Origin of the sequence: Bacillus sp. MRMR6 (assembly GCF_001940785.1) — a bacterium.
In the GTDB taxonomy this organism is placed as follows: domain Bacteria; phylum Bacillota; class Bacilli; order Bacillales; family Cytobacillaceae; genus Neobacillus.
This window is the reverse complement of record NZ_MSLS01000030.1, coordinates 21,679-35,822: the sequence shown is the minus strand read 5'-3', so window position 1 is coordinate 35,822 and position 14,144 is coordinate 21,679. Positions and strand designations below refer to the sequence as shown.

At 39.7% G+C, this 14,144-nt stretch carries 4 protein-coding genes; 3 read left to right on the top strand and 1 reads right to left on the bottom strand.

Going from position 1 to position 14,144, the window contains the following annotated elements:
* Nucleotides 1–27 precede the first annotated feature (27 nt).
* A complete protein-coding gene (locus BTR25_RS21020; protein WP_075689983.1) occupies nucleotides 28–2,844 on the bottom strand; it encodes a M14 family metallopeptidase in 2,817 nt (938 codons plus the stop codon).
* A 254-nt stretch (nucleotides 2,845–3,098) separates the two neighbouring features.
* Between BTR25_RS21020 and BTR25_RS21015 the strand changes: the two genes are divergently transcribed.
* The 3 genes from BTR25_RS21015 to BTR25_RS28530 all read left to right on the top strand — a co-directional run bounded on the left by BTR25_RS21015 (nucleotide 3,099) and on the right by BTR25_RS28530 (nucleotide 14,015).
* Nucleotides 3,099–3,899: a polysaccharide deacetylase family protein gene (locus BTR25_RS21015; RefSeq protein WP_075689982.1), complete on the top strand. Its 801-nt coding sequence runs from the start codon at nucleotides 3,099–3,101 to the stop codon at nucleotides 3,897–3,899.
* Between the two features lie 238 nt (nucleotides 3,900–4,137).
* Nucleotides 4,138–8,646: a rhamnogalacturonan lyase family protein gene (locus BTR25_RS28535; RefSeq protein ID WP_075689981.1), complete on the top strand. Its 4,509-nt coding sequence runs from the start codon at nucleotides 4,138–4,140 to the stop codon at nucleotides 8,644–8,646.
* 296 nt (nucleotides 8,647–8,942) lie between these two features.
* Nucleotides 8,943–14,015: a rhamnogalacturonan lyase family protein gene (locus tag BTR25_RS28530; protein ID WP_175596844.1), complete on the top strand. Its 5,073-nt coding sequence runs from the start codon at nucleotides 8,943–8,945 to the stop codon at nucleotides 14,013–14,015.
* Nucleotides 14,016–14,144: the final 129 nt, after the last annotated feature.

Genomic DNA, 14,144 nt, shown 5'->3' with positions numbered 1-14,144 from the left:
CGAGAACCTCCTTATCAAATCCTATTTTTAATCTCGGTCTCTGCCAATTTCGAGTAAGGATTTTTCAATTTTGTTATCCTGAACTTTTACTTCTTTACCTTTGAGTTTTCCTTTGCCTTTCTTTTGAACCTCGGTACCAACAGAAGCAAAGATGCTATTTGCTAACAGACGATAGCTGTATTGAGTATGTGCTCTGAAGGCAAGGTCGTTCGCAAACAGGGTAATCGTGCTGTCCTCAAAGCTTTGTGTAAAGGCAAGTGTTTGGCCTTTTGCACGCTCGTTACTAGGCCACCAGCCTGAAACATAGAAATCCTCATTATTATTGAAAGTTGCCAACACCACTGCATCTTTAGGTACGGAAGTAATCCATGCACCTTGAGTTGTATAAAGAAGTTCATCTGTTTGGTACCCAGAAGTTAGCATATGATCGTTAATCACTGCTTTGAAAAGTCCTTCATGACCATTTTTCGTGTAGGCAAAATCATACCCAGGAAGTGCTCCGCTGTTTTTAACTGCATTTAAAGTAGAAACTCCAATCCCAATAAATGATTTACCAGATATGCTAGATGGACTAAAGCTGCTGTTGTCACTGACAATAACATCGGCATTAGCTGTATTGGTTATATCAAATCCTAGCTCCTTCAGTGAAAATGCTAATTGCGATGAACCAGTTACTGCAACCTTAGGTAGACTTAATTGTTCGGTTTTTACATTATTGGAGGTACCTAGTGACGTTGCTTCGAAATAATAGTTTTGGCCAAATAGCTGTAGGTCCTTAGTACTGACAATAAAGTCTCCTCTATTGACCCCAGCTTTTGTTTCAGTTGCTTTTTCGACAACTGCTCCTTTTTTAAGAAGCTCATTTACTAGTTTAATAGTGTCGTTATTCGAATTTGCTAAAACTTGTTTAGGTGTTTTTCCGACAATTTTGCCAGTTGGAATGGTTACCGTTTCAACTTCAGCAGTAACTTTGTCAAATGCACCCGGCACACGGATTTCTTTTACATCAAAGCCCCTTAATGCTGGGAAGTTTACAACCACCGGATCATACATAGCTCCCCAGTCAGAAACATTGTCACCTTTATAAAGCATAGCGTTTGCAAGACCGCGTTTCGCTTGGTTCATAGGAATGACAAACGTTCCTTTTGGATACATCGTTCCATTTACATTCGTATTTTTAGTGGTTTGTTCAACTTTTACACCATTACGAAGTAAATAGTCTACCATTTTATGTGCTTCAAGAGTGTTCTTTTGTTCCTTGTCATTTGTCGGGATGACATAGTAATGAGGGAAGAAGTTTTCATTTTCTCCTCGTATACGCCCAATTGGTTCCCCTGCAGCATTGATATAATATGCATCAACAGCTCGGTTATCCTCTCCGTTTACTCCACGTTTGAAAATCTCAAGCTGATTTTCATACAATTCATCTTTATTCTCGATAACAAATGAGGTAGCACCTAACCCTGTGCCTACCATGGCTCGGTAAGAGTCTTGACCTAAAGCAGGTACCTCAACTGTATGTCCCATTGATCCATGAAGCATAGCAAAGGTAGCCGTATAAGCAGGCGTCATATCATCCCAGCCATCGCCCCAATCTTCTGCTGGAATGAAGTATGAATCTAGATTAGAGTTGCCGATACCAGCTTGTCCCATTGCATTTGCTTCAGCAATCATATTGTTGTAAAGCAAGTCATACTCATAATTTGGATTATGCGGAGGTGTTGTTGGCTCAATTAAAAAGCCATTTACATAACCATGCATATCAATGAAAGATAGTGGTGTCCATTTTGCAATTACTTGAGTAACAGCTTGTGTTTCAACTTGTGTTTGATAGTGGTTATCACGATTTAAGTCAAACCCATTAGCATTCGCTCTAGTATTTGCAACTCTTCCATCAGGGTTGTTTGTAAACATGTAAAGGAAAATCACATTATCAAGAACTTCATCAACATTCAAAGTAACTTGTTCTACAGCTTTGCTTCCTTTTTCTGAAGTATTAAATGTTATTTCATCTTCAAGGGCAAATTTCTTCAACAAGTCAACTGATGCATCCACACCTTCCACCTCGTCTGGATGGATATTGTTTAACCAAATTGGAACTTGGTAATCGCCGATTGCACCGTTTTGGATTGATTTAATAACACTATCAGGATCATCTAACGCTGCAGGTAATGTTTCATTTAAGTATTTATCAATAGCTGACTTATCCCTCGCTAAAATAACAAAGTGTAAATCACGACCTTCTACAGACTTGCCAAGGCTTTGATACTCCAGGTATCGATTATTGTCTGGATCAGCATCCGCTTGTTTAAATACTTGGTCAATTGCTGGCTTGATTTCATCATAAAATAAAAACTCATCATATACATTGAGTTTTACAGTCGCTTCAGCCTTTGTCCCATTTGAAGGGCTGACCATTGCTAATTCATAATTTCCGATAAAATTTTGATATTGTGTTCTGATTGTTCTGGAGGATAGATTAATAGTGTTATACAAAAGTCCAAACTCTAAAATCGCCTTAACTTTCCCATCCTCAACGTATGGTTGTTTTACAACTGTGATCAATGGAGCTCCGTTATAGGTTGTACCTCCAGACCATTTTTTAAATTCAGAGATGCTCTTCCCGTTAAAAAGGAACTCTAGTTGACCTAAATCAACATTCTCTCCCAAATCTGCTTGTACCTCAACGGTTCTAGCTTCTGTAAGTGAAAATAGCGTTCGACTAACCTCAAGGTTCACCACATCGTACTCTGCTGCTTCATTTGCTAGAGCCGGAAAGGCGGTTTGTGTGAATATGGATAGCATCATTAAGAATGCTAGCCAACCTGCAACATGTTTCTTCATATAATCTTCCTTTCTATGTATTAATCACTACTAAACTAACATAACAGAATATTCCAGCTATTCTTGCCGAAATATTTCGAAAACAGAAGGTTTTTCTCGACAAATTGTGCATTCTGTCAGATAGCTTTACAAGGCAAAAAAGTCAAAACTGGCAAAATTCTACTATCTCAGTAAATAAAATAGTATCATTGAAGAAAACTAGTTCTTCTTTTATCGTTAGAGATAAGAAAATGAAATGACAGGGAGTGGTAGTAATGCCAAAAGTAGTATTGGCTTTTCCAGAAGGTAAGCACAAGGTGTTAACAATGAGTTATGACGATGGCCGGGCAGCTGACCGAAAATTAGTAGAGATTTTTAATCAATATGGTATTAAAGGTACTTTTCATATTAATTCTGGTCTGCTTGGAGAAGGTGATCGGATTCCACAGGAAGAAGTGGCAGAGCTTTATGAAGGATATGAGGTTTCAGCACATACGGTTACACATCCAACGATTGCACGATCTCCTAAAGAGCAAATTATCGAGGAAATAATGGAAGATCGGAAAGGCCTAGAAAACATAGTAGGGTATACAGTAAGAGGGTTATCCTATCCGAATGGTTCGTATAATCAATTAATAAAAGAGATCCTTCCTTACCTGGGGATTGAATACGCGAGAACCGTTCATAGTACAGGTAATTTCTCAATTCCAGATGATTTATTAGAATGGAATCCAACCTGTCATCACAATCGGAATTTACAAAATCTAGCAGAAGAGTTTGTCCAACTTCACAAAAAACAATATTTGTATATGATGTATGTGTGGGGGCATAGCTATGAGTTTGATAATGATCAAAATTGGAATGTCATCGAAAACTTTTGTCAATACATTGGAAGACGAGATGACATTTGGTACGCAACAAATTTGGAAATTGTAGATTATATGAAAGCCTTCCAAGCACTAAAATTCGCAGCTGATAGTCGTTTTGTTTATAATCCAACAGCTACCACAGTTTGGCTTGATGTAAACGGTCACCATGTTAAGGTAGGAGCAGGTCAGCAAGTCTTTTTAAAGTAAAACAGAAAAAAAATAAAAAACTGAAATATCTGAACTTTAAACAAAGAGTACTGTTTTTTATATGTTAGCAATGTCTTGATACTGCTATTATGTTTGAATGGTAGCGGTTTCATAAATACCCTATGAATAATACATACCAGAATTTTATGAGTACCTATACCGTATTAAGCCATGTGGCTAATGGGGGAGGGTAGGGAAACAGAAAATTACTGAAGTACTATTGGGGAGGGTGCGATTTTTGAGAAAGAGAAACAATAAAATTTTATCAATTTTACTAACATTTTTTGTCATGTGTTATTCAGTATTACCGTTTATTGGTACTGGAACAAACCGTGTTTTTGCTGAACAGCTGGCATGGAAGTATGATTTTGGTACTGGATCGAGCCTTGTTGCTGATGGATATACACGCGTATCTGAGTCCACCATATATACATCTGATAGTGGATTTGGTCTGAATAAGAAAATTGCTTCACGCGACCGATCCTATTCTGATGCCCTCTTAAGAGATTTTGTTCTTGATACAAGTTCTGCCAAAAATTATACCTTTCGTGCTGACGTTCCAAACGGCACATATCAGGTAAAAGTTGGTGCGGGAGATGCAATTGCATCAAATAAAACCTCCGTAAGTGTTGAGGCGGTTGAATTAGGTGCTACCAATACAGGAAGCGGTGAGTTTGAGGAACTAACCGGTACGATAAAGGTAATAGACGGAAAAATGCTTTTTACCATTACTGGGAATGACACCCGAATAAATGTGATTGAGATTACACAGCTAGAGCAGAATGGTGAAACAATTAAAATTGAACAAATTACGGTAAATGGAACTGGTGGTACAGAAGAAGTTTTAGTTGGAGAATCACTGCAAATGCAGACGACCCTGTCTCCAGAAAATGCTTCTTATCCTTGGCTCACTTGGAATGTCTATGAAACCGATGGAACCGAAACTGGTCTTGCGTCTATTGATAGTAATGGGGTGCTTACGGCAAACTTCCCTGGTAAGGTGAAGATTGTAGCCAGTTCAATGGATGGTTCCGAGGTTAAAGGGGAAAAAATTATTAACCTAAAGCCAACGAATAAACCGAATTTAAAATTTGATTTTGGTACAAGCTCTAGTTCTCTTCAAACTGGTTTTGCAAGGGTAACTGAAGCCACTCATTATTCACCAGAAATAGGATATGGGCTGGATCAAACTGTCGTATCAAGGGATAGAAGCCATTCAGATAATTTATTGAGAGATTTTGTTCTTCTTCAAGGAAGCCAAGATTATACCTTCGAAGTTGACCTTCCAAATGGGTCTTACGATGTGAAAGTTTTAGCAGGAGACGCAATTGCTTCAAACCAAACGACTATATCTGTTCAAGATGTTGATTTAGGAACAATGAACAGCAGCAGTGGTAATTTTGCTGAGTTGACAGGGAAAGCGGAAGTAACAGATAGGAAAATGACATTCACGGTCGGTGGTAATGACAGGCGGATAAATGGGATAGAAATCACTCCAGTTCAATTAAATAATGAAACGGTACAGGCTAGTGCTGTTTTAGTCGGCGGGGTAAATGGAAAATCCATTGTCAATGAAGGTGAAAAACTTCAAATGACAGCCAATGTAATTCCTGCATTTGCCAAAGATCGATCCGTTACTTGGAGTGTATTTGACCTAAATGGAAACCCGACAGAACTCGCTGAAATTAGCCCCTATGGTTTGTTATCAGCTAAGCATTGGGGCCAAGTTAAGGTTATCGCCACAACAGAGGATGGGACAAATATTTCAGGGGAAACAGTCCTTACCATTCATACTAATCGTACTATTGGTGCACCTGATGGGCTCACTTTAACTGAACAAAACCTATTCCCTGAAAGCTCAGTTTCCTTAAGATGGAATAAAGTGGAAGAAGCAATTGGCTATAACGTTTATAGAAAGCTTTCTGGAGAAAAGGATTATCAAAAAGTAGGCAATTCTGTTTCGACCGATTTTACAGATGAAAACGCATTACCTGGAATGACATATTCATACGTAGTGACCGCTCTTATCGAAGGAATTGGAAACACAGAATCTGAGTTTAGTTCGGAACTGATTGTCAAAATGTACGTTGAAAATATTGCTGTACCAAGTTCACCTAAGCGGCTTAAAAATGTAGATGCTACGAGACATTCAATCGAACTGGCATGGGAATCACCTGACAGTGCAAAGCTTTATTACATTTATCGCTCTGATAAAAAAGATGGAACCTTTGTACAAACAGGCGAATCTAAGGCCACTAGTTTCATAGATAACGATGTTTTAACCGATGTGCCTTATTATTACAAAGTAAAAGCTGTCAATGAGGGCGGCTTATCGGAATTTTCCGATGTCCTAGAGGTTCCAATCGCTACTTATTATTATCGCCAAATGGAAAAATTAAATAGAGGTCTCATTGCAGTCAAGGCCGATAATGGTATTTATATTGGATGGAGGCTATTAGGTACAGATCCAAAGGATATCGCATTTAATTTATATCGTGACGGAAAGAAGATTAATAGTGAACCGATTAAGAACAGCACAAATTTCTTAGATTCTGATGGTACAGTAAAATCCATCTATAAAATCCGTGTTGTGGCAGATGGCAAAACTCTTGCTGGTTCAGAGTCAACAAAAGTCAAAAGTAATCAGTATTTTGACCTGCCACTGCAAAAACCGGCTAATGGTGTTACACCAAAAGGTGACCGCTATTCCTACAATGCTAACGATGCAAGTGCTGCTGACTTAGATGGGGATGGTGAGTATGAGCTCATCTTAAAGTGGGATCCTGAGAATTCTAAAGATAATTCAAGGACCGGATATACAGGAAATGTCTACGTTGATGCTTACAAGATGAATGGTGAACTCCTATGGAGAATTGACCTTGGAAAGAACATACGTGCAGGAGCACATTATACTCAATTTATGGTCTACGACTTGGATGGAGATGGCAAAGCCGAAGTGGCTATGCGTACCTCTGATGGTTCCGTTGATGCAGCAGGAAAGGTGATTGGTGACCCAAATGCAGATCACAGGGATACTGCAGGACGAATCTATAGAGGCCCTGAATTCCTGACGATATTTGATGGTATGACAGGTAAAGAACTTGTATCGACTGAATATGAGCCAAAACGAGGAAGTACTTCTGATTGGGGAGACGGAACTGGTAATCGTTCTGAAAGATTCCTAGCAGGTGTGGCCTACCTTGACGGGGAACGTCCAAGTTTAATTATGGCTCGAGGTTATTATGCGAAATCAGCAATTGCAGCCTATAACTGGAGAGATGGAGAACTAACAAAACTCTGGAAGTTTGATACAAGTGACCCTGGAAATAGTAGCTATAGAGGACAAGGAAACCATAACCTAAGTGTAGGTGATGTAGATGGTGATGGTAAAGATGAAATTGTTTATGGTGCAATGACCCTTGACCATGATGGCAGTCCTCTTTATAACTCAGGCTTTGGCCATGGTGATGCGATGCATTTAGGTGACTTGGATCCAGAGAGACCAGGATTAGAAGTGTTCAGTGTCTTTGAAAATGGTTCCTCTCCATATGGTTTAGCTATGAGAGATGCGGCTACAGGTGAAGTCATTTGGGGTAAAAAGACGGGAAGAGATACGGGCAGGGGATTATCTGCTAATATCGACCCTAGATACCCAGGTGAACAAGCATGGGCTATTGGCGGAGAATGGAACGATACAAATGGTTATTTATTCTCAGCTAAAGGTGAACCAATATCTAATAATATTCCGCCAGCCAATTTCGCCATATGGTGGGACGGAGATTTGCTTCGTGAACTGTTAGATCATAACTTTGATGGGACAAACGGAGTTGGAACGATTAGTAAGTGGGATTACGAGAATGAAAAGATCATTAATTTGCTCACTGCTGATGGCACGTTCTCTAACAACGGAACAAAAGGAACCCCTGTCCTGCAGGCTGACCTCTTCGGCGATTGGAGAGAAGAAGCAATCTGGAGATTAGAGGATAGCAGTGCCTTAAGAATTTACACCACTACTGTTGTAACCGAACACCGAATCCATACCCTTATGCACGACCCAATTTATCGTTTAGGTATTGCCTGGCAGAATGTTGCTTATAATCAGCCGCCTCATACTAGTTTCTATTTAGGTCATGGAATGGCTGAGCCGCCAGTTCCAAAAATCCTTACAGGACCTCGTTTGGTTGATAAAGGGATTATTCATGTTCTAGCACACCAAGAAGGGGAAAAGGCAGTAGTAAACATTTCAGCAGAAGAAATGAGTCTAGCTGCTCAATCGATGGAAGGTAACCATATTGTTGTGAAAGTAAATGGAGGAAGTGAATTAAATAAATTCGATGTAGCTGTACCTTCGCAAAGTATTAAGGCTGCTGAAGGTACGTCAGTTAAGCGGATAACTTTTAGCACAAATTTAGGTTCTGTTACGATAGATGTTAATGAATTAAGCAAAAAAATCAGCAAAGAATCTAAAAAACTTGTGTTTACCATGTCAACTGTACCTAACGATACAAGTGATGGTAATCCTGTTTATGATTTTAGTCTAATGTTGGACGGAAAACAATTAACGGACGTGACACACAGTAATGGCAACGTAATAGAAGTAGAAGTACCCTATAATCTTAAATCGGGAGAAAGTAATAGCAATATAACAATCTACTATCTTACCGATCAAGGTGAAATAACGGAAATAAAAAATGCTAGATATAATCAGCAAGAAGGTACGGCAACGTTCAAACTGAAACAATTTTAATTGTAAAAAAGGGCTGTTCCAAATTTTTTGGAACAGTTTTCATTTTTTTAAAGTGTTACACATACAGTACATAACCTAATATAGTCGTAATTACCCATGAATGGATGGGTAAAATATACTGAATATTTAAAATATCTGTTTTTTAAACGATATAGACTGTTTTCTTACTATCAAAAATAGAACAATCGGGCTAATATTTACAATTGTAAACGCTGTCAAATCTACCAAATCATGGAGGTGGTTTTTTATTATTGGAAGATGAGCTAGTGAAATTGAGGAAAAAGGGGAGAAAAATATTGGATAAGAAAAGTAGAAATAGGAGAAAGTTTTTTGCAGTTATTCTTAGTTTTATACTGCTATTAACCTCAGTTCCTGCGGTACCTTTGCAAGTACTGGCAGATGAACAATCTATCACGAAAAAATTTGATTTCGGTACAGCAGCCAGTGCTGTTGAAGCGGGCTTTACTAAAGTTTCATCAGACACAGTTTATTCGGCAGAAGCAGGATACGGTTTTGCTGACTCCTCCAAGGTAACCTCTAAAGATCGTGCAACTTCAGACCGCTTGAAATCAGACTTTATCTCAACAAAAGAGACAACCTTTAATGTGGACCTTCCGAATGGTGATTACTCTATCACTATCTTCTCAGGGGATGAGACGGAGGCAACAAATGTAGGTATTAAGGCAGAAAATATACAAAAAGTACAGGATACAGCTGTACTAGCAGGTTCGTATATTGAGAGGAACTTTGCACTTGCCTTAGTAGATGGTCAATTAAATCTTGAATTAACAGGATCCAATCCAAAGTTAAATGGTCTAATGATTGAAAAACTACCTGAAAGAATTGCAGGCGAGCTTCCTACTGTATATATTGCAGGTGACTCAACTGTGCAAACCTATGATGAGTATTGGCGCCCGGAAGCAGGATGGGGGCAGATGATTCCTCGTTTTTTCAGCTCCGATGTCGAGTTTAAAAACCATGCCATCGGCGGAAGAAGTACGAAATCATTTATCAACGAGGGACGTTTGGACGCTATTTTAAGAGAGGTTAAACCAAATGACTATTTCCTCGTCCAATTTGGTCATAATGATGCAACGGTTAGTATTCCTGAACGTTATGCGTCCGTGCCAGATTATAAAAATTACTTAAAAACATATATTAACGGTGCACGTCAGCGTGGTGCAACTCCGATTCTCGTGACTCCGGTTGGAAGACGTGACTTTAATCCAACAACAGGTAAATTTAACGTCAGTTTTCCAGAGTATGTTCAAGGAATGAAGGAAGTAGCGGCAGAATTAGAAGTGGCGGTTGTTGATTTAAGTGCAAGAAGTGTTGCTTACTACGATTCGGTTGGACCAGAAGGAACATTATCTGTATTTTTACATACGGATCCAGGCATTTATACTGCATTTCCAAATGGTTCACAGGATAATACTCACTTCCAGGAATATGGAGCGATACAGCTTGCACGTATGATATCAGATGAAATCAAAAGTCTAAATATTCAACTATCTAGTTATGTAACTGGCATCGAGCCGCCAGCAAACGTCCCAGGAAAACCAAGCAATGTGGTAGTAAGCAGTATAAGTAATGCTGGGGCTCTATTAACTTGGGACGAAATAGAAGGTGCTGATATTTATAGGGTTTACCGTAAACTATCAACAGATAGTGACTTTAAACTAGTAGGTACTTCCACTCTTCCTAGACTTAATGTTACAGGAATGGAAGAAGGAAAAACTTATGATGTTGCTGTATCTGCTGTAAATGGTAAGGGTGACTCAGAATTATCTGATGTAAAACAATTCACGACAAAAAAGGCAACATTAAAATTTGATTTTGGTTTGGCTGGTAATCCTATTGCAGAAGGCTATACAGGTGTTAACCTATCAACTCTCTACACTCCAGAAAGAGGCTACGGAATTGTCGATGCAACAGGAATGATTGGCCGTGACCGCGGCGATGGTGGAGACCTTCTTCGCGATTGGCTAGGGTATTTTAATATCGGCTGGAGATTTAATGTTGATGTACCGAATGGACTTTACGCCTTGAAAGTTTATGTAGGTGACTTCTCAGGAAGTGCGAGAACGAATATGACTTTTGAAGGTCAAGATTACGGTAGTATCAATGCACCTAGCAGGAACTATACAACCAGGGTTATTCCAGAAGTTTCTGTTAAAGATGGTCAGATGAACTTCTTTTTCAGCGGTTCAACAGGGATTGTAAATGGATTAGAAATTACTCCAATACTGATTGCACCATCAAATCTTAAAGTTGATGAGCTTTCTTTAGATGCTGAACAGCCATATACATCTATTTCATGGAAAGCGGTTGAAGAAGCAGCTAAGTACAATGTTTATCGCAAAGTTGCCGGTGCCGGTGACTATTCACTAGTCGGCAGCTCAACTACTCCATCATACAAGGATGAGACTAGTGATGTTGGGATGGAGTACGAATATGTAGTCACTACTGTTGACAATGCAAATGTAGAAACAGTACCATCAATGCCGCTAAAGGTAATAATGATTGACAAATCGCTCCCAGTTCCTGCTGTACCAACTAACCTAAAGGTTGGGGAAGTCAATAAGAATGATCTAACATTCAGCTGGAATCAGGTAGATGGAGCCATAACTTATAACGTGTATCGTTCTAAGAAAGAAAATGGCACTTATGAGTACATTGGGAAGTCGAAAACTACATCTTACAAAGACGAGACGGTCTTAACAACGATTCCTTATTTTTATAAAATAGCAGCCGTTAACGCAGGTGGACTATCAGAACTTTCAGAGATTTTAGAGACGCCGGCTGTAACGGTATTAAAGCGTCAAATGGAAGACATTGATCGTGCACCAGTTGCAATGAAAACTGATGAGGGTGTTTTTATAAGCTGGAGAATGCTTGGTACAGACCCAGACAGCATTAGCTTTAACTTGTATCGAGATGGAGAGAAAATTAATACCAGCCCAATTACCTCCAGCACAAACTATGTGGATAATGAAGGCAAAGCAGAGTCTGTTTATGAGGTTCGTGCGGTAATTGATGGAAATGAGCGGAAAACACAAGAAACCGCAACTGTCTTAAATCAAAATTATCTTGACATACCACTTCAAAAACCGGCAGATGGAGTAACACCGCTTGGTGATCCGTATTCTTATCGTGCCAATGATGCTAGTGTTGGTGACTTAGATGGAGACGGAAAATATGAATTAGTGCTTAAATGGGATCCTACTAATTCAAAGGATAATTCTCAATCAGGTTATACCGGTAATGTGTATATTGACGCATACGAAATGGACGGCACATTAAAGTGGCGGATTGATTTAGGAAAAAATATTCGTGCGGGAGCTCACTACACTCAATTCCTAGTATATGATTTTGATGGTGATGGAAAATCAGAGGTTGTATTTAAAACAGCTGACGGAACAATCGATGGCAAGGGAACGGTCATAGGCAGAGCAGATGCCGATCACCGCTACAGTTCAGGTTATGTCCTACAAGGTGCAGAGTACTTAACTGTATTTGAGGGTGAAACTGGTAAAGCATTGGCAACGACTGAATACGAGCCTCCAAGAGGAGATGTTGGTGCATGGGGAGATACTTACGGTAACCGTGTTGACCGTTTCCTAGCAGGTGTGGCTTATTTGGATGGAGAGACACCAAGCATTGTGATGGCACGTGGTTACTATACTAGAACAGTACTAGCTGCCTACAATTTTAAAGACGGCAAATTGACAAAGCAATGGGTTTTTGATTCTAACGATGAAGGACATCGTGATTACGCGGGTCAAGGCTACCATTCTTTAAGTATTGCCGATGTGGATAAAGATGGTAAGGATGAAATTGTATACGGTCAAGCGGTGATTGATGATGATGGAAAAGGCCTGTATACTACGGGCTTAGGTCATGGAGATGCCCTTCACGTAAGCGATCTTGATCCAACGAGACCTGGGCTTGAAGTCTTTGCTGTTCAAGAGGTTAAAGATGGTCCGTATGGCTATGATATGCGCGATGCCGAAACAGGAGAAATCCTATGGGGTGTAAAAACCGGGCAAGATACAGGACGCGGAGTATCTGCAGATGTTGATCCAAGATATGAAGGGGCAGAGTCATGGGCCATTTCAGGTGCTTGGAACAGTCAAGTTGGTGGCATTCATTCTGCAAAGGGAGAAAAAATCTCCGATAATATTCCATCCAGCAACTTTGCCGTTTGGTGGGATGGCGACTTACTTCGTGAGTTAGTAGACCACAAATGGAGTGACGCAACTGGAACAGGCGTAGGAACGATTGACAAGTGGGATTATCAAAATAGTAAACTAGTAAATTTACTAACTGCAGATGGAACACTGTCAAATAATGGGACAAAAGGCACTCCGGTTCTTCAGGCTGATTTGTTCGGCGACTGGAGAGAAGAGGTAATCTGGAGAACAGAAGACAGCAGTGCACTTAGAGTATATATGACGACAGCGGAAACAGAACATAGAATTTATACCTTGATGCATGACTCTCAATACCGATTAGCCATTGCTTGGCAAAATGTTGGCTATAATCAGCCGCCGCATCCAAGTTTCTTCCTTGGTGCTGGAATGGCTAAACCTCCTGTACCAAGCATTGATATAGTAGAAAGAGCAGATGTGACTGCTCCTGAAACAGAGCATGTGGTGGTTGGGGATGAAAAAGATGGCTGGTACAATGGTCCAGTTACGGTAAACTTCACTGCTGATGACTATCACTCGGGTGTTAAGGCGACCTATTACTCTGTAAATGGTTCAGACCAGCAACAGGGAAATAGTGTTGAATTGAAAGAGGATGGAAAGCATGTGTTAGATTATTGGAGTGAAGATCACGCAGGTAATATTGAATCAAAGAAAACCGTAAGTATTAATATCGACCAGACAGCTCCAGAAATCACTTTCTCAGTGGACACAGAAAAGGTATTTGGAGTAGATGCATATATTAGTATTACTTGCCAGGTAGCTGACAGCCTATCAGGCGTTAGCTCCTCTACATGTGAGGAAATTTCTATACCTGCATATGAGCTAGGTTTAGGAACCCATTCATTTGAGGTTGAAGCAGAAGATCATGCTGGTAATAAAGCGAGTCAAACATTAACAATTCACGTCGCTGTTGATTTTGATCGTCTTGGCAAACTCACCGGGTTGTTTTTGACTGAGAATGGGGGAGACAGCAAGCTTTTAAATTCACTCACTTCTAAACTTGATTCAGCAAAAGCATCTGATGAAAGAGGGAATGTGAAGGCAGCGAATGGCCAGCTGACTGCTTATATTAATGAGGTTAAAGCAAAGATCGGAAAAGATTTTACTGAAACACAAACGCAAGTTTTAAATAAACTTGTTGAAGCCTTAATGAAATAAGAGAGAAGAGAAGGGATCCAAAGTTAATCTTTGGATCCCTTTCAATTTACTTAAACTACTCTGGTCCAACGTTCATTTCAAAACCGTTCAGACACCATTCCTTGATTGTCACTTAGCTTTTTCCCTATA